This is a genomic window from Gammaproteobacteria bacterium, assembly GCA_035546635.1.
Classification (GTDB): domain Bacteria; phylum Pseudomonadota; class Gammaproteobacteria; order JAURND01; family JAURND01; genus DASZWJ01.
On the sequence record DASZWJ010000045.1, the window covers coordinates 1 to 20,703 of the forward strand.

Genomic DNA, 20,703 nt, shown 5'->3' on the forward strand with positions numbered 1-20,703 from the left:
TGTCGCCCACAACCTTACCCACACTTCGCCCACAGATAATATTGATAATATTACTATAAAATTTTTACTTATTTGGGTTAGGTGATTTCTGAGTCAACGTTGGAGCCTCCTAAAGTTAGGTAAAATGATGAGGCAACGCGGATTTTTGTGCAAGTCAAGGCGGATTTGAACAAAAAGATAATTTCTAGAGGTGCACTTAAGATAAAAATGGTTTTCATAGTTGAGGGTAGTACAAATGATGAGATTGGGAAAATATGACCGACGGAAATTCCCTTGCGGGATGGCCGTTTCAATCTTGTAACAAATAGTTATTTTAATCCTTGGAAATAGAAGTTGAGGTTTGTTTTTTGTCTGTAGGTGTGATGTCATAATTCATTATGTGCTCTACCTCCTGTTTAAATTGCAGGTAAAGATCAGCCTGCTGTTCTTCATGCTTATTATATGATTTAGGTAATCTGGTAATAATATTTCTATCAATTCTGCGTAAGGCATTTAACATAAATAAAAGCATATTTACAGCTTCGGGTGCTATTTTAGGGGCTGAATATTTTTTTTCTTTATCCACGGTGTATTCGTAAGCGTCGTTATCAAAATTAAAGCTGATGGGAAGATTAAATGATCTGTGTAACCTAAAACAGGTTTCTGCAGTAAAAAATTTATCATAAACTAAATTTTGCGTGCAATCGGGAGTGAAAATGTTGAACAATTTTTTAATGCGTGGTCTGAACTTTTTACGCGTCGCTAATTTATCCTTTTCTAGGCAATAATCGCAGATGGTATCTGTGATAGAATTAGTCATGTAATTAACTAAACAAGTTCGTTCGTCCTGCAAATAATAATTAGACACTAAACTTTTCGTCAATGAATGTGCATAAATAATCTTGCAAATAAAACGTTTATTTTTTTCAAATATGGCAAATAGTTTTTTGATTTGACTGTAGTCCAATTCATGGGCTGCAGTATTCCTTAGGGATAGAGCGGCATTTTTGATGGGTAATGATAATCCATACCTACTGCAATAAAGATTACAGAATTTATTAATGATTTCGTTAGCTTCTTGCAAGATGGATTGTTCTATAACGTAGACTGAAGATAATTCCTGACCAATGCTCTGAAAAATATCTGCGATTTGTTTGGCATCCTCTGGGGTAGGTTTTTGCTCTTTGAATAACATTAAGGTTGCATTTAATATTTTTAGCTTATCTTGCAAAGACTCGTATAAATTAGCTTGGGTGAGAAAGAAAATGTTGTCAGGGCTGAGTAATTTTATGATAAGTGCAATGGCCCCAGTTAAGTGATAGAGCTCATGCATTTGAATTGATGAGATACAGGCTTCAGTTGCATTTAATAATGAGATGGCGCAATTATATTTAGCCTGATCGGTCACTAAATCATCGCTCTGTCTAAAAAATCTCCTAAATGAAGGGGATTCTGTCGTTAAATCGAGCACTCCTTTGTTTGTAAAGCATAGATCAGCCAGCATATGGACTAATTTTTTGTCGTTATCTATGGATCTTCTCAATTTTAATGGCGTGGTAAACATACTGATTTTAGATAAAACTCCAGGTGGTATTTTTGCATCTTTGGGTTCCACAGAGGGTGATAGCGGAGTTGATTTTTCAAGTTTAGGTGGGTGTAAAAAATCACTTAAACGTTTGCGCGCATCTTCGCTAAATTGTCTGGCGCTACGCATATACTCCTCTACATCTGGCATGGTAATCGAAGCAGCCATTTCTAACATTCTATCAATTTCAGCTGTTTGTTTAATATGCCTTTGGATTACAGTATCGTTCACATAATCATCCAGACTTCGGCAGACATAATCTAATTCGCTGATAGAAGAGATCATTTTGATAAAAAATTCTTTTTTTGCTACTTCCAGTCCGATACTAGCCCATTTGTTTGACAAAGGTTTATTAATACGCGTGGCTTCTGCAACGAGTATTTCTTTAGCCGATTCTCTTCGAGGATTGCGAAATTCAAATAATGCCTTTTTGACCATCTGTAAAGGATCTAGGGTGCGCTGACTTAAATTGATTAAGAATTTTCTATGTAGAATAGTGACTTGCAGTGAACCACTGCTAAAGCAAGCTTTTTCTAATGTTTGGATGAACCAGCTATAAGCAGCTAATTCCTGATTCACTGCGGTTAAAAGACATAGTAAATTGAAATATTCTCTGGAGGCAGTTTGCACGGTTGTTTTTTTTGATTCTTTTTGAAATACTGAAAATACACCTGGAGCCCATGCAGTAAGATAGGCGTTGGATTCAAAGCTAAAATCAATTAACTGTGGTTTAAGTGCCCGTTCAGCCAGTTCTAGAAATTGTATGGGATTTCCTTGTTGTTTTTTGTCTTCTGCGGCACTTTTTATGGTCTTATCAGTCCTTAGCACATGTTGACGCAGCAGGGTCAAAGAGCATTCCAGCATGTCTTTGTTAGTTGTCAATTTACAGTAGTAATCTAAACCTTCTTTGACAATGACATCTGTAAATATAGCTTGACAGAAACCGGGATTATAAATTAGCTCTCTTAAAAATTGATCCGCGCTTAAAAAGAAGGTTATTTTTCCTTGTGTGGCCTGTTCTAGGTGCGACATTCCCTGAGGTTGATTCAATATATAGTCAATATAAAATCCAGCTTGCGAAAGGCTGATTTTTTTATCTGTGATTAACTTTCTGATATCTTCTATAGCGAGTTGTACTTTTTCTTTTTCTGTATTGGTTTTGATAATTAAACTGGCTTGACCTACCGTTTGTTTGACTTCTTTTAAGCGTGTTAATGAGATAGTCCTCTCTTCGCCAGAGAGGATACTGATATATTTTTTATAGATCTCTTCTAAAGCGTATTTTATCGAAGCGATTTTGATGTCTGTGCCCTGCAGCATGTAATGTGTATAAAGGGGCAGGCCGTCTATGATGTTTTTCGCATGCTCAAGGTAGTCGCGCAGCCAGGTAGGTATTTGTTTTGGCTGATTGATGATAGATTTAACTTCGTCCAAACCATCGGTTAAAGTGGTGATTGCTGGTTGTAGATATTGTTTAAAATGTGTACCTTCACGTAAAAAATAGAATCCTTGGCTACGTTGTAGCATTTGTAGAAAATTCAAAACTCTATCTAAAATGATATTACGCTCGCGAATATCCATATATTTGGTATTGGAATAAATGCGATCGATCAATATGGCAATTAAGAGTAGACATGCTCTTTTTAGAGTTGATGGACTACTGCCAAGCAGGTTTTTCATTTCCGCGTATTCATGGGCAAATTCTTTCATTTCTCCAGGTAATTTGCTATCAGGAAAAGCGCTGGAAGCTGTGAAGATATGTGGATTAAATGTCGGTTTAAAATGAATGTTTGCAGGAAATAGTGTGTAGAAGCTAGCTTTTTCAAAGCCAATTGTTATATTCCAATGCGTGTGAAACCAATCACAGAGTTTCTGAATATCTAGAAAATTATTGTTATTATTTAAGCATTGATAGCAGCATAATAGTATTTTTTCAAATAAATAGCCTTCTCCTGACTGTGGATTGATTCTGCCATAATTTAAAATAAGGGTATCGCTGGATTCAACACCATTTTCAGCTGGTTCTGAAGATGGGGGAGAGGGTTCTTCTGATTGACCTGTTGTTCTTTTTTTGACTTGGCTAAGTGTTTCTTTTTTGAGTTCCTCCATTTTATTTTTTCACCTCAATTATGATTATAAATTGCTTATATTTTGTTATCTATGCGAAATATAGTCAATACCGTAAAAATTACGCATTTTAAATGTTTTTAAAATAAAAGAGGTAGTACTGCAATAAGTTTTAGAATTGAGAAAGATAATTAAGAGAAATAGGCTTAGTGCCATCCGCCTGATATCCCGCGATCAAGTCGCAGGATATCAGGCCGAACGCATTAAATTTGGAGTGCGTTAGAAATAGATAAAGTTACAAATATTCCATTAAATTCAATTCTGCACCAGCCGACGAGGCGCAACTCGTCCATCTTTGAGAATTTCACCTACCCCGATAAAAGCGCCATTTTTATGTGATAGGCGCACCCAGCCGTCGGTGGGAGCATGGGGGATGATAACGGGCTGTCCTTGTTTTAGATAATAAATTGCCGCTTCTGATAAGGGCAAGAGTGGCCAAGTGGCGATGGAGCTATCAACCGGCAGTAAATAGGAATCCAGTAGCTCTTTAGATTGTGTCTGTTGTAGTTGTTCCAGGTGGGACAAAGTTTGCATTTGCTCAGGCTGGTAGGGTCCGGCGCTTAAGCGGCGTAGTTGGGTGACATGCGCACCACAGCCTAAAGTTTCTCCCATGTCTTCAACTAGGGTACGAATATAGGTGCCTTTGCTTGCGCGTACTTCAAAGCTGAAATAATCGCTACCGGCCTCAAGCAGTATAAGTTCATGAATAGTAACTTGGCGTGATTCACGCGGTATTTCTATGCCTTGACGTGCTAATTTATATAAAGGTTGTCCGTTGTGTTTGATCGCCGAAAACATAGAGGGCACTTGTTCAATAGAGCCGGCAAATTGGTTAAACAGCGAATGCAACAAATCTGCGGTAATCGTAGGTATGGAGCGTTGGCACACCACTTCGCCTTCACGGTCTCCAGTAGTCGTTTTAATACCTAATTTTGCGGTGACTCGGTAATATTTATCCGCTTCCAATAAAAATTGACTGAACTTGGTGGCCTCGCCAAAACAGATAGGCAGCATACCACTGGCCAAGGGATCTAGGCTGCCGGTATGTCCAGCTTTATTGGCCTCAAATAATCTTTTCACAATCTGCAATGCAGCATTGGAAGACATACCTTCGGGTTTGTCTAATAATAAAATACCATTAACAGCGCGCCTGTTACTTCGGGGTTTGTTCACCTTTGTTTTCTCCTTTAGCTTCCTCTTCTTGGATGGCTTGATTGATTAAGCGATCAATTCGATCTGCTTTGCTGATTGATTCGTCATAAATAAAATGTAATTTAGGGGTGATTCTTAAGTTGAGTGTATGTGCTAATTCATAGCGTAGAAAGCCAGCTGCTTTGTTGAGAGCAGCTAATGTGGCTTGAATATGTTGTTCGTCCAATTGGCTGATGAGCACAGTGGCATTTGCCATGTCAGGTGAAACATCTACCGCTGTGATGGACACTGTATGAAAGCGAGGATCATGTGCTTTGGTAGTGAGTAATACGGCTAATTCGCGTTGAATTTGATCCGCTATGCGTTGCATGCGGTTAAAAGAAGTATGACTCATGTTAGGGTTCCTGGGGCATAAGCATCTTCACCTATGGAAAAAGGAAGGTACTTTCCCCCCCTTTTTCAAAGGGGGGGGTATGATCTTTGTGGAAGAAAGAAATTAGTTGGGTTGAGAGTAGAAGAAGCATTTTTACAACTGTCGTGTAATTTCCTGTGTTTCATACACCTCAATCTGATCGCCGACTTTCACATCATTATAATCTTTAACACCAATACCGCACTCGGTGCCACTTTTCACTTCGTTAACATCATCTTTAAATCTGCGCAGAGACTCTAGTTTACCTGTGAACACGACAACATTGTCTCTCAACACCCGAATAGAACTATGGCGTCTGACTACACCCTCAATGACTAAGCAACCTGCAATAGCGCCAATTTTTGAGGATCGGAAGACATCTCTTACTTGGGCTAGACCAGTTATGGTTTCTTTATATTCAGGTTTTAACATACCACTTAGCGCTGCTTTAATTTCGTCTATCAAGTTGTAGATAATGCTGTAATAACGCAAATCCACGCCTTCTGTTTCTACCAATTTTCTAGCACTGGCATCGGCGCGGACATTAAAGCCAATCAGAATAGCAGAAGAAGCAATGGCTAAATTGACATCGGACTCGGTAATGCCGCCTACACCGCTAGCGATGATATTTACTTTTACTTCTTCAGTGGCCAATTTCGTTAATGCATCACTGATGGCTTCAACTGAACCTTGCACATCGCCTTTAAGCACGATGTTAAGCGCATTAACCTTGCCTTCGCCCATTTGTGAAAAGATATTTTCCAATTTAGAAGCGCGCTGTCTAGCTAACTTGATATCGCGGTATTTCCCTTGACGGAATAGGGCGACTTCACGGGCTTTTTTCTCTGTGGGGACGGCGATAGCTTCATCACCTGCGCTAGGAGTACCTGATAAGCCAAGTATTTCGACCGGGGTGGAAGGAATGGCGCTGTCGCGTGTATGACCGAGATCATCAATCATGGCACGGACACGGCCGTATTCACCGCCTGCTAATAGAATATCACCCTTATGCAAGGTGCCGCTTTGCACTAAAATAGTTGCCACAGGTCCACGGCCTTTATCTAGTCGTGACTCAATGACAATACCACGGGCTGGGCTGTCAACCGGGGCCTTTAATTCCAACAACTCTGCCTGCAGTAGTATTCTATCCAAGAGGTCGTCCACGCCTTGGCCGGTTTTAGCTGATATCTGCTGAAACATGGTATCACCACCCCAATCTTCAGAAATAACCTCATATTTCGACAGCTCAAGGCGCACACGATCTGGATCAGTGCCGGGTTTATCCATCTTATTAATGGCGACGATCATGGGTACCTTGGCCGCTTTGGCGTGTTGAATGGCTTCTATGGTTTGTGGCATCACGCCGTCGTCAGCGGCCACAACTAAAATCACCAAGTCGGTACATTTGGCGCCGCGGGCACGCATGGCGGTAAAGGCTTCATGGCCTGGCGTATCCAGAAAAGTGATGACGCCTTTGGCAGTATTTACCTGGTAGGCACCTATATGCTGGGTGATGCCACCTGCTTCACTGCTGGTGACTTTAGTGCGGCGAATGTAATCTAGTAATGAGGTTTTACCATGATCGACGTGTCCCATAATGGTGACAACAGGTGCACGGGTTGTGGTGTGCTGTTCCTCTTCACTTTCAAGTTGCAAACTTTCTTCTAGGGCGTTGATATTCAGTAGTTTAGGTTTATGCCCCATTTCTTCAACCACAATGGAGGCGGTTTCTTGGTCTATTACCTGATTGATCGTCACTAGTGCGCCAAGTTTCATCATGGATTTAATGACTTCAGCGGCTTTAATTGACATTTTTTGAGCTAAATCAGCTACGGTGATGGTTTCAGGTATAATCACTTCACGAATTAAAGGGGCAGTGGGCTTAGAAAAGCCATGCTCACGGGTAAGGCTGGCACCAGCACCCACCGCTTGTGCTTTTTTAGGTCCTCTTCTATGACGGGGATGATATTCCAATTCTTCCTCATCACCTCTGGGAATTTCATGTGCGCCATGTCGCTCCGTCCGACGTTCTTTTTTCTTTTTAGTACGTTTTTTGTCTTCGGCTTCGTAAACTGGGGCTTTAGTTGGTTTGGGTTCTTGCGCGCGTGTTGGAGCAGTTTCAATAGCAGCAGTGGTTTTTGTTTCTGTCAGTTGCTCCGCTTGAATTTCCACTGGGGCTTCAATGGGTCCTATAGATTCGGTTTGTGGCGCTTCTGGTTTTTCAGCAATAGTTTCTGTCGGTATTTCGGGGATAGGGGAGGGAGTAGGTTCTGGGGTCGGTACTGGAGGAATGGCTTTTTGTTCGACTACTACTGATTTCTTACGGCGGATGATGACGGGCACTGCACTGGTGGAAGGTTTGCCGGGCTGGCGTAACGAATCCACTTTAGTTTCTGTATAAGTTATTTTTTCAGCAGCAGGCGAGGGAGTAGCCACAATTTTGCTTTGACCGCTTTTAAAAGATGCCAATAAGGTACGTTTTTGTTCACCGGTCAGCGTCAGAGGTTCATCAGCATTGTTGACAACGATGCCGATTTTCTGCAAAGACATCAGTAGCCGTTCTAGCCGGTCTTCGGTGGTAATGCCAATGGATTTAGCAAATTGTCTGACTGTTACTTCGGCCATTATTTATTCCTCAATACAATCTATTGTGGTGTAAGCGTTCAGCCACTAGATGGAAACGGCCATATTTCCCCAATTTCACCCCTAAAATTTCGGGAAAAATGCTCACATACTCCCATGTATGCTGCGCTTTTTCCCGAAATTTTAGGGGCGACCTTGGAAAAATCTGACCGTTTGTGTCTGGTTTAGTAGGGTGCCTGAACGGTTACATTTTGGTAACCACATAATGGTTACGCTATTTTTTCTCAGGTTCATCTTCGGCAAACCATGGCGCGCGGGCGGCCATGATAAGCTTAGCAGCTAGTTGTTCATCGAGTCCTTCAATTGCGCTGATATCATCTACAGCCTGTTCTGCCAAATCTTCTTGGGTGATGATGCCGTTATTGGCTAATTGGTACGCGAGTTCCGCTGTCATACCTGGAAGATCCAGCAAGTCTTGTGCGGGTTCGGATACATTTAGCTGAGCCTCAAGTTCTTTAGCCAATAGTAGGTCACGTGCTCTGTCCTGAAGATCATTGGCAGTATCTGTATCCAGGCCAGGTATAGCTGCTATTTCTTCAATGGCGGCAAAAGCCAGTTCATCAAGGCTAGTATAACCATCTTGAACGAGTGCGGCTGCTATTGTTTCATCCAGGTTGAGCTCCTGCATAAAATTTTGTTTTAAACGTTCAGCCTCAGCAGTATGTTTCTCATTGGCTTCTTGTGCAGTCATCACATTCAGCTTCCATCCGGTCAAATCACTGGCTAGGCGCACATTTTGGCCATTTCGGCCAATGGCTTGTGACAGTTGATCTTCGCGCACGGCGACGTCCATGATTTTAGTTTCTTCATCAGCCATGATGGAGACTACTTCAGCAGGCGCCATGGCATTAATGACCAGCTGCACGGGGTTGTCATCCCAGAGTACAATATCGATGCGTTCGCCACCTAATTCGCCAGAAACTGCTTGTACGCGAGCGCCACGCATACCGACGCAGGCGCCAATGGGATCAATACGGCCATCGTTGGTTTTAACAGCGATTTTTGCGCGTGAACCTGGATCGCGGGCAACGGCTTTGATTTCAATCACTTGTTCGCCAATTTCAGGTACTTCGATTTTGAATAGCTCTGCCAGCATTTGCGGATGGGTGCGGCTGATTAACAATTGGGGCCCACGTTTGTCACCACGTATAGCATAAAGGTAGCCACGCAAACGATCGCCAGTTCTAACCACTTCACGTGGAATCATTTCATCGCGAGTAATTAAGCCTTCTGCACCATCGCCAAGATCGAGAATAATACTGTCGTGAGTGGCTTTTTTGATGACACCGGTGATAAGTTCGCCTATGCGTTTTTGATATCGGTCTTCTATTTTTTTACGTTCGGCTTCGCGTACCTTTTGCATCAGTACTTGTTTCGCTTGCTGGGCTTCGATTCGGCCAAATTCGACGGATTCTATGGGTTCTTCAATCACATCACCGGCTACTAATCCGGGGTGATCTATCACAGCAGTTTGTAGCAAAAGGTATTTTCCTGGGAAATCTTCGACTTCTTCGGGATCTTCGGATATCGTCCAAAACCTGAATGTTTCATAGTCACCGGTTTTTTGGTCTATGGAGACGCGTATTGAAACATCATCTTCATATCGTCTTGCCGCAACTGCTGCAAGGGCGGCTTCGACAGCCTCGAAAATAACAGATTTGTCCACTCCTTTTTCATTGGATAAGGAATCGACGATTAATAAGATGTCTTTGTTCATGCTAAAACCTCAATTCTGGTATGAGATTGGCTTTCTCAATATTTTCTAATTCTAAATCAAACGTTCCATCTTCGGAGTGGATGCGTACGGTGGTATCAAAGACGCCTTGCAATTCCCCGGAAAAGTTGCGTCTACCATCCAGTGCATTACGTAGTTTGATGCGCACCCGTCTGCCTAGAAAACGTTGGTAATGTGCCTTTGTAATTAAAAGGCGATCAAGCCCTGGAGAAGACACTTCAAGGTTATATTGTCCCAGGATGAGTGTTGAGACATCCAGCACGGCACTGATTTGCTGGCTGATCCGCATACAATCGTCTACGGTCACGCCCCCTTCTGGATTATCGACAAATACACGTAAAGTTTTCCTATGACCTTCGGAAACAATGGCGCAATTCACTAGCTCAAAGCCTAAAGCGGAAATGGCGGGTGCAATTGTATTTTCCAGCTCCGATGAAACAGTCATATTTACCCCAGGTACAAATAAAAAATGGGCAATCAGCCCATTTTTACTAAAGCTATATACATTTCCAGGCGCTATACTCGAAGTGTTTGAGTATATATACTGAGTTTCAACTACTGGCCGAAATGCGTATCATAGTTTTTTACATTTTTATTTGGTAGCGGGGGCAGGATTTGAACCTACGACCTTCGGGTTATGAGCCCGACGAGCTGCCAGACTGCTCCACCCCGCGGTGCATCTAACCGAACCATAATAACTAATCTGTTGCCTAAACTCAAGTACTATAAAGTGAAATCCGATTTCAAAGGCTTGAACCTGACTATGATTGACCTAGGTTGTAAGGCATAAGACCAGCCATTTGCCTACAATAAGTTCCGCCGTTTACCTACATTTTAATCATAAGGAGTATGGTGTAATACTTATCGAGAAATCACTTGGGGCGCAGGGAACTTGAATTTATAGGAGCCTCAGTTCATGGATGATGCATCTAGGGAAGGATGCAGGCTGCAAGGATGCTGCCACGAACCAAGTGATTTCACCTTTATGGCAATTCGGTACATAGTTTGCAGTGGTCAAACCGGACTATGTACCGATTGGCTATTCTATATCAGTTTATTCAATATTGTAAGGGTCAAGTATGTTAATGGAGTTACCTGAACCAGTACAAAAGCAAGTCCTCTATTATCTTGAAACTGATAACTTCCCAGCAGCTAAAAGGCTGCACGATCTTTGGGTTTCTCATCCATCCGAAATTGATTTAGATTCAGATGAATCTAAAATTGCTGATAAGTAATTGGGTCAAAATGCAATGATGCGTCTAGGACTCATTTTCTTCTTGCAAATCTTTTTTCCTTCCCATTAAACGGCTGCAAAATGACTAGGTTTTGCTCGTTATTCATATTTTACCCATAGCATCTTCGTAGTAAACACATTTTCTTAAATAAAGAAGGAGTGTCAGTATGATTCGAGTTTTGTTAGTGGATGACCATGAATTAGTACGCACAGCGTTTAAACTGATGCTGAATGATGCTCAGGATTTTGAGATTATTGGCGAAGCAGAAAATGGTGAAGATGCAATCCGTTTGACGCGTGAACTTTCGCCTGATGTGATTATTATGGATTTGAACATGCCAGGCATAGGTGGTTTTGAAGCTATAGCGCGGTTGCTACGCAGTAATCCATTAACCAAAATTCTGATTGTCAGTGCTCGTGTAGATGGACTTATTCCCGCACGTTTAATTGAAATGGGGGTTGCTGGGTATTTAAGTAAACAGGCAAGTGCTGAACAAATGCTAGTAGCCATTCGAACTGTATATGAGGGCGGCCGCTACATTGATGCAACTATGGCAGAAAACATTGCCATGTTTCATATTGCTCCAGCAGAAAATGCTTCGCCTTTTGCGCACTTATCGGAGCGTGAATTACAAGTTCTGCTGATGGTAGCCGACGGTATGGAGACAGATGAAATCGCTGATAAACTTTGTCTTAGTAAAAAAACAATTAATGGTTATCAATGTAATTTGTTAAAAAAGCTAAAGGCGAAAACAGATGTAGAAGCTGTTCGTATTGCCATAGAACATGGAATGGTAGAAATATAAGCTATTTTATTTCGCCGCCTCGCCTTGTATTTGAGATATCAGCCTATTTTTTCCAACAACTAAACGCGCTGCCAGCATGCTGCATACACTATTACCTAAAACATTCAGCATGGTTGCCGGTGGATCAATCAAAATAGTGATCGCTGCGATAACAATCAAAGCTTGTGGTGGAAAACCATAAAGCGAAAGAATTAATACTTCTGCAACCATTCCGCCACTTGGAATTGCACCCATAACTGTTCCCACTAATAACCCCACCAGTAAAGCTGTCAGTAATATCGGCAGTCCTGAAAAGTTCATATGAAAAATACCAAATAAAAAAGCGATTTTAACAATCCCACCCAAAGTTGAACCATCTTTATGTAAAATGGCGCCAATCGGAATGACTGTCTCAAAAACTTCTTTAGGAATTCCCATGGTTCTAGCCGCATATAAATTAGCAGGAATGCTAGCGGCACTGCTACATGTTGCAAGCGAGGTCATAATTGGGACTAATGAATTTTTCCAAAATATCTTAATACCGCGGGTTTTTAGAGCCAGGTAAGCATAAAAAGAATAGCCCACAATAAAATATAAGAGTGCAGAAGAATAATAGATTAAAGTCGCGCGAAAATAGGATTCTAATAACTTTGGGCCTAGTTCTCCAACTAACACAGCAAAATAAGCAAAAAAACCAATCGGTGCATAATACATAACATAGGAAACTGCTTTCATGGAAATTTCAGTGCCGGCTTGTAGAAATAGGTTAACAAGTTTTCTTTTACGTCCCAAAGTGGTAGTGGCTAAACCGACGAGACCTGAAAAGAAGATGAGCGCCAAAATATTTTCTCGTGAGAATAATTTCATAAAATCAGAAACTGTGAAGATGTTGACGATCTGTTCTCCGACACTAGGTAATTGCGCAGTGGTTGTTGTGGTTTGTGGCAGCTTTAAAAATACACCTTGCGCTGGCGGAAATAGCTTAACAACAAAAATCATGAAAGCCGCAGCCACAATACCGGTGAAAATAAAGGTCAGAAACATATTGGAAATAACCTTCCATACTTGCTTTAATTCACCCATACTTGCAATGGCAGCAGAAATACTGAAAAACACTAATGGAACGACTACGGTGAACATTAAATTCAAAAAAATATCACCCAGTGGTTTTAAAACAACTGCTTTATCCCCAAGCCAATATCCTGTCATTGAGCCGAGTAGAATCGCGACAATTAATATAATTAGGAATAAATAAGATTGGAGTTTTTTATGGTCAATTTGCATTGTGGAGTTCCAGTTGAGATCCTTTCGTTAAAAAGGCAAAAATATTTTGGTATCTAAAGGCTATAAATATACTAGATTCAGTTTGAAATCGTCACTTAATTCGAAATATTTTCCTTAAATCATATAAAAATAGCTAGAATTGTTATTAATTGTTGACTTGACATCTCAATAATATGTTAAAATCACAACGTTTTATCATCTTTTCCAATTCAAGGAGGAACTAAGCAATGCCAACTAAACGTACTGTTAAACGTGCTAAAAGCGCTAAACGTACTTCTACTCCCAAAGCTAAAACATCTGGATTTTCAGTGCAGGTTCGTGCATTGGAATCTTGTTTGGCGGCAGACCATGCAAAATTGAAAAAAATCTATCCTAAAGCCTTATCGGATGTTGAAAAAGCGATTGTCCGTAAGGTACAGGAACTCAAAAAAGCTAAGTCAAAAGCCAAACCTGCTGCTAAGGGAAGCAAGCCTGGAGCTAATTTGCTAAAAGCCAAGGTTGCATTAAACATCCTTGAAAAGGCAATAGATGCTTTAAAGGTCGAAAAAAATTCTCTGCAGGCAGGACACAAGAGATTTACGGCTTTACATAAAGCTAACCAGCAAGCAGAAAAGATTTGGGTCAAAAACATTTCCAAACTGACAAGGAAATCTAAGCCCAAAGCTAAAAGGAAAGTTGTACGAAAAACTGCAGTTAGTGAGTCCAGAGCAGTTTTACATTAAACTTCTGGTGTTCCCTGGAGCGCGGTCAATTCGTGCTCCCAGGGAATAAACTATCTTTTTTCAAAAAACTACACCCCTATCCCTCCAGATTTTTTAGAACTTCTTTAATATTCACTCCAGATTTCAATATAGGTAACCAAATATCTCCCTCTTTCGCCAAACGTTTATGAATGGTTTCCATGGTAAATTGTTGCGGACTCAATCCAGGCTTTAGTTCTCTCCATTGAAGAGGAGTTGAAACCGTCGCATCAGGCCGAGGACGCACAGAATAGGGTGCGGCGATAGTCTGACCGATGCGGTTTTGCAAAAAATCCAGGTACACTTTACCCTTACGCCGTTTAGGCATACGCTCAAGGCTGGTTATGTCAGGAATTTTCTCATGGATATAGGAAAAAATCAGTTCGGCAAATTGCCTAGAATGTTCAAATGTATATTTTCCTTTTAGGGGTATGAAAATATGCAGCCCCGTAGCGCCGGAAGTTTTGCAATAGTGATTGACCTTCAAGTGCTCTAAAAATTTATGTATTGAATGAGCGACTTCAACCACAGCCTCAAAGTCGATTCCATAAGGATCTAAATCGAGGACACAAAAATCTGGTTTCGCAAGAGAGGTATATTTTGATAACCAGGGATTCATATCAATGCAGCCTAAATTAACCATGTAAAGCAAGCTTGCCTCATTTTCGCAAAGCAAATAGTGAACTTTGCGTTGCTCCCCTTCTGAGTGAATAGGCACTGTATGCAGCCATGAGGGCACATGCACAATATTTTTTTGATAAAAGCCAGGCTCATCTACTCCCTCAGGAAAGCGATGTAATACCTGCAACCGGTTTTTTAAATAAGGCAAAATGAATTTTGCGACTGAATGATAGTATTCAATTAAATCTCTTTTAGTATATCCAGATTTAGGCCAATAGACTTTGTTTAAGTGTGTCAGCTTTAATGGATGTCGATTCACCTTCATAATGACTTCATTGTTTTGACTTAAAAAGGTTGACTTACTCTGCAGTTTTTCTTTAGAACTTCTGTTTGTAAGGCTCTTGCTTTTGGTTAGCTTGGATGATTGAGTATCCTGTTTAGAGGGGTACTTTTGGGCAGGCATCAGTTTAACAGTAGGAATAGGTAATTCGCGATGAACCGAGCGCGCCAGTTTATCCGTTCTTAATCCTAAAAATGCGGGTTGTCGCAATAGCCCCTCCGCTGTCCATTCGTGGAAAGCGACCTCGCATACTAATTGGGGCTTTACCCAAGTGACGGGAGAATTAGTTTTGGGTATGCGTTCAAATGGTGATTGCTCTTGTGCCAAGCGATCCAGACGCGGTTTTAATTCTTTAATTATTTTTTCAGTAAAGCCTGTGCCGGTATGTCCAATGTATTGAAGATGACCTCGCTCATAAACCCCCAAAATTAGAGCACCTAATAATTTACGGCTGCCGCGAGGTGCTGTGTAACCGCAGATAACAGCTTCTTGCTGCGGTCGTGATTTAATTTTGAGCCAACTACGGGTGCGTTTGCCTTCAGAGTAAACGCTGTTGGCTTTTTTGGCCATAATACCCTCTAGGTGGAGTGTTTTGGCTGCTTTAAAAAATTGTGTACCATTTTCCATTACATGCTCACTCAGGCGCACATATTCAAGCTTAGGGAGAATTTTTGACAATATGAGTTTTCTTTGGATTAACGGAATTTGGCGTAAATCATACCCATTGAACCAGATTACATCGAAAATATAATAAATGAGGTGGCCTACACCTTCAGATTGATATTTCTGCATCAGCTGAAAGCGAGAGCGGCCTGTATCATCTACCACCACCATTTCACCATCAAATACAGCTTTTAACTTAAGTTTGGCTAATTCAGTGGCGACTGTGGCGAAATGGTGTGTATAGTCTTGATGGTTGCGCGTGTGGAGTTTAACCTGTTTTTGATTTAAAAATGCCACGATTCGGTAACCATCCCATTTAATTTCATGCAACCATCCGGATTGATCGATTGGTTGAGTGACAGCAGTGGCAAGCATAACCGACAGCGTGTTTGGCATAGGTTTTTTAGGGGTAGCTAATAAATCGAAGTGTTCTTGTTGGAGAGAATCATCATGGATTTGTTCCAAGGTTAAACCACTGACAACAGACTTATCTGTTATTTTCAGTTTTTTATGCGGCGTATTATTTTGAGTTTTGATAAATAGCCAATTGTTTTTCTGACCACGTTTTGTCCTTATTAGTGCGAATTCACCGGATAATTTCTTTCCTTGTAAAATAAAAACGATATGGCCTTTGTCCAAGGCTTGGCTGAAATACAGATTGGGATCTTCTATAGAGTTATCTGCAGACTCATAGGTGCCTTTATCCCAAATGATGACTTTTCCAGCGCCGTAATTGCCTTTAGGAATAACGCCTTCGAAATCTTTATATTCAAAGGGATGATCTTCGACTTGAATGGCCAGATGTTTTTCACCAGGTTGGAGTGGAGGACCTTTAGGCACTGCCCAGCTGATTAAGACGCCATGCATTTCCAGGCGTAAATCATAGTGTAGATGTGATGCCGCATGTTTTTGTATGACAAAAATTAAGGAACGAGATTTGGCTTTTTTGCCACGAGATCCATGGGGTTCAGGAGTTTTTTCAAAGTTCCTTTTGGCATGGTATTTTTTTAATGGCACAAAGCCTCCCGATAAAGCTGTCCTTGTTATGGCTTTTATCTATTGTGCCTGTCCTCCTCACTCAGGATAACAGGCGCCCCTTTTCTTCAAGCTACCTTTTTATGTTTACCCGGTCGTGTTGGCTTTTTTAAACTGGCTTTAAGGACTTTCATTAAATCACCAGGTGTGGTTTTCTTTAATGCCTTCACTTTTGCGCTAGGTTTCTTGCCTCGGGTTTTAATTTGTATGGTATTTTGTAGATCCTCAGCATAAGTATCATGGAATTTTTCCGGCTTAAAGGGATGGCTTAATTGTTTTATCAGTGCTAAAGCCATATCAAGCTCTTGTTTATTAGTAAGATTTTGTTCAGGAAGCTTGAGATCTTCTGGTGAACGAATTTCTGATAGAAAACGTATTTTGTCCAAGACCAACACATTCTCAACAGATTTTAAAACTCCTAAGTGTTCACGGTTGTGCAACACAAATTTCGCAATGGCTATCTTTTTAGATTTATGCATCGCATCACGCAGCAAAGCATAAGCTTTATTGGCGCCTCTATCGGGTTCTAGGTAATACGGTTTATCGAAATAGCGGATATCAATTTCTGCTTCACCTGAGAATTCGATGATATCTATAGTATGTGTTGTGTTGACATGGGCTTTATCAAAATCTTTATCGGTCAAAATCACATATTCACCTTTCTCATATTCATAGCCTTTCACGATATCTTCGTAAGGCACTTCCTTGTCTTCCAGCTTACAAATTCTGGCATAACGAATAGGAGAGTTATCCTTTTTATGTAACAAATTAAAGCTCAGGCTTTTTTCTTCAGAAGCACTATAAAGTTTGATAGGTATATTGACTAAGCCAAAAACCAGAGATCCTTCCCAAAGGGCACGCATGAAATACTCCTGTAAAAACACAATCCTAGGATTAAGTATAGGTCAGTGTGGGTGGATTGCAAAAAGGGTGCGGGGGAGTTAATGGGCAATTTAGACATTTGAGTCTGGGCAGTGGTTCCTTCTCCCCTTGTGGGAGAAGGTGCCCGATAGGCGGATGAGGGGTATGTTTGAATGGGCTTTAAATAGTAAATGCTACTGCAAGCTTACCCCTCATCCGCCCTTCAGGCACCTTCTCCCGCAAGGGGAGAAGGAATAATGTCAATTCTAATTAAAGCATTTGACTATCTTGACGAAACTTCTGTAACAGCGGTGTATTCCAGGCGCTTCTTGCACCCCAGTTATAAAACACGATAGCCGCGATAACGACTGCGAACTGGTCATAAGGGGCTTTAAGGAGATTAGTGCCACCAAAATCAGTGCTGCCTAACCATGATAAGAGCGCCATCACCAAGAGATAAGTGACCAACCAACAACCGCTTTTAAGATGCTGACCAATGCCCGCCAAACCGTTTTTGAACTGATAAAATAGATAAATAAACAGCCCAGCGAAAACGACGAACAATACCTGTCCGGTTAACGGCCAACGTGACCAAAATACAATCAGCGACATGATGATAAAAGCAATGGGTGCAATAGCGCGCATCCCAGGAATCCGGCAAGGACTATGCCAATCGGGTGCAATACGCTTTAGACCGGCAACAGCCAAGGGTCCTGCAACATAGGATAGGGTATTCATAATGGAAATCACATTCGCTAAATGTCCCCAGCCACGAAAAATCCATAGGAAAATAAACCCTAAGATTAAGCTGACCCACATGGCGTTGCGAGGAATGGCATATTTGGGGTGCAATTGGCCAAAGGCGCCGGGCATATAACCACTGCGCTGCATCCCAAATAGCATGCGTGACGTCGAGCCCATATACGTAATACCTGTACCCGAAGGTGAAATTACCGCGTCAATATAGAGCAATATAGCAATCAAGTTCAGGTTAAAACTTAAGGCTAATTGTACAAACGGGGAATTAAAATTCAGGCCATGCCAGCCACTGGCTAGGTCTTTTCCATTTAATGCACCTATAAAACCAGCTTGCAACACTAAATAAATCAACAGACAGATTAAGATAGAGGAGATCAGTGCAATAGGGATAGTGCGGTGTGGGTTTTTAGCTTCACCAGCAAAATTCACAATAGATTGGAAACCATTGAAGGCAAAGATGATGCCGCCAGCAGCGATGGCGATAAATACTCCATTCATCCCATAAGGCGCGAAGGTTTGCCAGCTATTACCAAAGTTAGCCGGTTGGAATCCAGCCCAGATAATGGTGCCGGCGGATAACAAAGGCACAATCAGTTTAAAGGTAGTGACGAAGGTAGTAGAGCGTAGGAACAACTTCAGCGTCCAATAGTTCAGGAAGAAATACCCGAGCATCAAGAGACTGGCTACGAATAATCCGGTAGAGCTCATGGTGCCTGTGCTGGCATCAAATAAATTTTTGAAACCGTGAATGGAGCTTAAATATTGTACGGAAGCAGCCGCTTCAGTCGGAATAGCTGCCACAATTCCCAGCCAATTGACCCAGCCGCTCAAAAAGCCAGTTAATGAGCCATGGGTATATTCCAAATAGCGGGCGATACCACCTGATTGTGTAAACCGGGTACCGACTTCTGCAATGGTCAGTGCAATTAATAAGAGAGCGAAAGCTCCGATGATCCAGGATAACATGGCGGCAGGACCGGCAATTTTGGCGCTGTGGAAAGCGCCAAACAACCAGCCAGAACCAATGATTGAGCTGATGCCGATGAAGGTCAGTTGGACTAAGCCAATTGAGCGTTTCAAACTGCCTTCGCCAGCTCTTGTTTGTGTTGCGGATGTAGCAAGGGAATTGGGTTTCAATGTAAGTGATGCATCATCCATCAATGTTCTCCTGCACGGGTAAATGGGGAAGGGTAAACCCAGGCGAACCAGGGAGCCAAGTGTATATAAAATGCTAAACGCGTGATTGTAACACTCAGTTTGATGGTTTTTCAATTCGTAATTTAACCATAAGTAACTTATTTTTCATGTTAATCTCAGTCTGTTTGTTAATTATTAATATGGCGCAGTGTTTCGCATTAGGAATCTGATGTCGCTTTAGTCAAAAAAAAGGTGGTTTGGCTAGTCAAATCAGCTGGCTCTGTACTGGATATACGAGGGGCGAAGAACGGATGGGAGTGAATTTCTGAGCATTCAACTTCCTAAGTTATGCGTTATTCACAAAATCCAAATAGTCTTTTAAGACACAAGCTACGGCTATCTGATAAAGCTTTTCCCCAGTTGCAACACTAGCTTTACTTGGATCGGAACCAATGCGACCATCAGGAAATTGTTGACGGAAATCACTGGCATCGCGAAATTCACCAATAGGGGCAATTTGAGGATGTAGAGTTGCGGATTTAACTGCATGGGGATAGGCAAAATAAGTCAGCGCAATCTCCCCGGGTGTTGCATGCCAACCTTCATTTTCACCATGTAATTCTTTAGATAAATTCTTCAATTCACGGTGTTCCCACCAATTATGCAACCGACATTCTAATTTAGAAAAAATGGAGGTGCTCTTGAAACTACTTTCAGCATAAATACTATCAAAAGCTGCTTCAAGCGTGGCAACATTCCCGCCATGACCATTCAGAAAATAAATTTTTTCAAATCCATGCACTGCCAAAGAATTGACGATATCAAATATAAGCGCCATTAAAGTGCTAGGCCGTAAAGAGATAGTACCGGGAAAACCTAAATGGTGTTGCGCCATACCAAAATTGATAGTAGGCGCAATCAATGCTTGGCATTGTTTTTCAATACCTTGGGCCAGCGTTTGTGGGCAAATGGCATCAGTGCCAATTAAACCTGTGGGTCCATGCTGCTCAGTTGAGCCAATGGGTATAATAATACTTTTGTTAGTCTTTAAATAAGCTTCAATTTCAGGCCATGTTGAAAGTTGTAAAAACATAGTTATTCTCTAAATATTGATTCAATTTGTAGTGGAGCCTTTGCAATATTAGTTAATATATGCTTAATTTCCAAGGTGATACAATGATAAGGTTTAAGCGGAAAGTTACAATTTTGTAACTACTCGGTCTAAATAAGGTGTGAGCATTTACGCAATTTTATTAAATGAAGAGGAATAAATATGGCACAGAATATAAGTGAGAGTGATCGTAAGGTGAGCGCAAGTGCAGTTTTAGGTGGATTAATAGGGTTGTTCGTAGGTTTAATTTTGCATAATAATTTCGTTGAAAATCCAAGCGAAGCCAGTATTTTGACTATGGTGGCATTAGGAGCTACCTTAGGGGGTAAATTAGGTGTGGCTATTGCTACACCCACTACACAACGTGAGCCAGTGGCGGCAGACTTAGAACTACCACTTCTGGCTAATCTATGTGATCTCTTAGACTGGATAAAATTTCAATCTTATAAATGCAATCAGAAAAATAGACCATAGAGTTTATTTTAACTTCCATTGGGCGA

The 20,703-nt window shown here is 41.3% G+C and carries 15 protein-coding genes and 1 tRNA gene; 4 read left to right on the forward strand and 12 right to left on the reverse strand.

The genetic code is table 11. From position 1 onward, the window contains the following. Window positions 1-313 precede the first annotated feature (313 nt). From VHE99_12005 to VHE99_12035, 7 genes are all read right to left on the reverse strand, one after another. Window positions 314-3,673: a hypothetical protein gene (locus VHE99_12005; GenBank protein ID HVV69732.1), complete on the reverse strand. Its 3,360-nt coding sequence runs from the start codon at window positions 3,671-3,673 to the stop codon at window positions 314-316. Between the two features lie 273 nt (window positions 3,674-3,946). After that, entirely contained in the window at window positions 3,947-4,864 is a 918-nt protein-coding gene (gene truB / locus VHE99_12010) for a tRNA pseudouridine(55) synthase TruB (GenBank protein ID HVV69733.1), read from the reverse strand. After that, a complete protein-coding gene (rbfA, locus tag VHE99_12015; protein ID HVV69734.1) occupies window positions 4,845-5,237 on the reverse strand; it encodes a 30S ribosome-binding factor RbfA in 393 nt (130 codons plus the stop codon). The genes truB and rbfA overlap by 20 nt, the downstream gene beginning before the upstream one ends. A 132-nt stretch (window positions 5,238-5,369) precedes the next feature. Next, window positions 5,370-7,880 (reverse strand): translation initiation factor IF-2, encoded by a 2,511-nt coding sequence (infB, locus tag VHE99_12020; protein HVV69735.1) that lies wholly within the window; start codon window positions 7,878-7,880, stop codon window positions 5,370-5,372. Window positions 7,881-8,112: 232 nt separating this feature from the next. Next, the gene (gene nusA, locus VHE99_12025) at window positions 8,113-9,615 is read right to left on the reverse strand and encodes a transcription termination factor NusA (protein HVV69736.1); all 1,503 of its coding nucleotides are present in this window, start codon (window positions 9,613-9,615) and stop codon (window positions 8,113-8,115) included. 1 nt (window position 9,616) lies between these two features. Continuing rightward, window positions 9,617-10,078, reverse strand: coding sequence for a ribosome maturation factor RimP (rimP, locus tag VHE99_12030; GenBank protein HVV69737.1), 462 nt, complete (start codon window positions 10,076-10,078; stop codon window positions 9,617-9,619). 152 nt (window positions 10,079-10,230) lie between these two features. Next, window positions 10,231-10,307, reverse strand: a tRNA-Met gene (locus VHE99_12035). 405 nt (window positions 10,308-10,712) lie between these two features. On the opposite strand from VHE99_12035, the gene VHE99_12040 reads away from it, so the two are divergent. Together VHE99_12040 and VHE99_12045 are read left to right on the forward strand one after the other, a co-directional pair. Then, window positions 10,713-10,868, forward strand: coding sequence for a hypothetical protein (locus VHE99_12040; GenBank protein HVV69738.1), 156 nt, complete (start codon window positions 10,713-10,715; stop codon window positions 10,866-10,868). Window positions 10,869-11,034: 166 nt separating this feature from the next. Beyond that, window positions 11,035-11,673, forward strand: coding sequence for a response regulator (locus VHE99_12045; protein ID HVV69739.1), 639 nt, complete (start codon window positions 11,035-11,037; stop codon window positions 11,671-11,673). 6 nt (window positions 11,674-11,679) lie between these two features. Here the strand turns inward: VHE99_12045 and VHE99_12050 are convergent, their stop codons facing one another. After that, a complete protein-coding gene (locus VHE99_12050) occupies window positions 11,680-12,936 on the reverse strand; it encodes a dicarboxylate/amino acid:cation symporter (protein HVV69740.1) in 1,257 nt (418 codons plus the stop codon). A gap of 227 nt (window positions 12,937-13,163) precedes the next feature. Between VHE99_12050 and VHE99_12055 the strand changes: the two genes are divergently transcribed. After that, window positions 13,164-13,658, forward strand: coding sequence for a hypothetical protein (locus VHE99_12055; protein HVV69741.1), 495 nt, complete (start codon window positions 13,164-13,166; stop codon window positions 13,656-13,658). Between the two features lie 76 nt (window positions 13,659-13,734). Here the strand turns inward: VHE99_12055 and ligD are convergent, their stop codons facing one another. The 4 genes from ligD to VHE99_12075 form a co-directional block, all read right to left on the reverse strand. Beyond that, window positions 13,735-16,317 carry a DNA ligase D gene (ligD, locus tag VHE99_12060; GenBank protein ID HVV69742.1) on the reverse strand — a complete coding sequence of 861 codons (2,583 nt, stop codon included), beginning with the start codon at window positions 16,315-16,317 and terminating at the stop codon, window positions 13,735-13,737. Between the two features lie 86 nt (window positions 16,318-16,403). Further along, a complete protein-coding gene (locus VHE99_12065; protein HVV69743.1) occupies window positions 16,404-17,198 on the reverse strand; it encodes a Ku protein in 795 nt (264 codons plus the stop codon). Between the two features lie 268 nt (window positions 17,199-17,466). After that, window positions 17,467-19,113 carry an APC family permease gene (locus VHE99_12070; protein HVV69744.1) on the reverse strand — a complete coding sequence of 549 codons (1,647 nt, stop codon included), beginning with the start codon at window positions 19,111-19,113 and terminating at the stop codon, window positions 17,467-17,469. A 325-nt stretch (window positions 19,114-19,438) separates the two neighbouring features. Continuing rightward, window positions 19,439-20,185 (reverse strand): creatininase family protein, encoded by a 747-nt coding sequence (locus VHE99_12075; protein ID HVV69745.1) that lies wholly within the window; start codon window positions 20,183-20,185, stop codon window positions 19,439-19,441. A 180-nt stretch (window positions 20,186-20,365) separates the two neighbouring features. On the opposite strand from VHE99_12075, the gene VHE99_12080 reads away from it, so the two are divergent. Further along, window positions 20,366-20,677, forward strand: coding sequence for a hypothetical protein (locus VHE99_12080; protein HVV69746.1), 312 nt, complete (start codon window positions 20,366-20,368; stop codon window positions 20,675-20,677). The last annotated feature ends 26 nt before the right edge of the window (window positions 20,678-20,703 follow it).

What these genes read in the sequence shown, in the direction of transcription:
- VHE99_12050 (HVV69740.1), bottom strand. Translation starts at nt 12,936, where the DNA reads ATGCAAATTGACCATAAAAAACTCCAATCTTATTTATTCCTAATTATA.
- nusA (HVV69736.1), bottom strand. Translation starts at nt 9,615, where the DNA reads ATGAACAAAGACATCTTATTAATCGTCGATTCCTTATCCAATGAAAAA.
- infB (HVV69735.1), bottom strand. Translation starts at nt 7,880, where the DNA reads ATGGCCGAAGTAACAGTCAGACAATTTGCTAAATCCATTGGCATTACC.
- VHE99_12065 (HVV69743.1), bottom strand. Translation starts at nt 17,198, where the DNA reads ATGCGTGCCCTTTGGGAAGGATCTCTGGTTTTTGGCTTAGTCAATATA.
- VHE99_12045 (HVV69739.1), top strand. Translation starts at nt 11,035, where the DNA reads ATGATTCGAGTTTTGTTAGTGGATGACCATGAATTAGTACGCACAGCG.
- rbfA (HVV69734.1), bottom strand. Translation starts at nt 5,237, where the DNA reads ATGAGTCATACTTCTTTTAACCGCATGCAACGCATAGCGGATCAAATT.
- VHE99_12040 (HVV69738.1), top strand. Translation starts at nt 10,713, where the DNA reads ATGTTAATGGAGTTACCTGAACCAGTACAAAAGCAAGTCCTCTATTAT.
- VHE99_12055 (HVV69741.1), top strand. Translation starts at nt 13,164, where the DNA reads ATGCCAACTAAACGTACTGTTAAACGTGCTAAAAGCGCTAAACGTACT.
- VHE99_12005 (HVV69732.1), bottom strand. Translation starts at nt 3,673, where the DNA reads ATGGAGGAACTCAAAAAAGAAACACTTAGCCAAGTCAAAAAAAGAACA.
- VHE99_12070 (HVV69744.1), bottom strand. Translation starts at nt 19,113, where the DNA reads ATGGATGATGCATCACTTACATTGAAACCCAATTCCCTTGCTACATCC.
- rimP (HVV69737.1), bottom strand. Translation starts at nt 10,078, where the DNA reads ATGACTGTTTCATCGGAGCTGGAAAATACAATTGCACCCGCCATTTCC.
- VHE99_12080 (HVV69746.1), top strand. Translation starts at nt 20,366, where the DNA reads ATGGCACAGAATATAAGTGAGAGTGATCGTAAGGTGAGCGCAAGTGCA.
- VHE99_12075 (HVV69745.1), bottom strand. Translation starts at nt 20,185, where the DNA reads ATGTTTTTACAACTTTCAACATGGCCTGAAATTGAAGCTTATTTAAAG.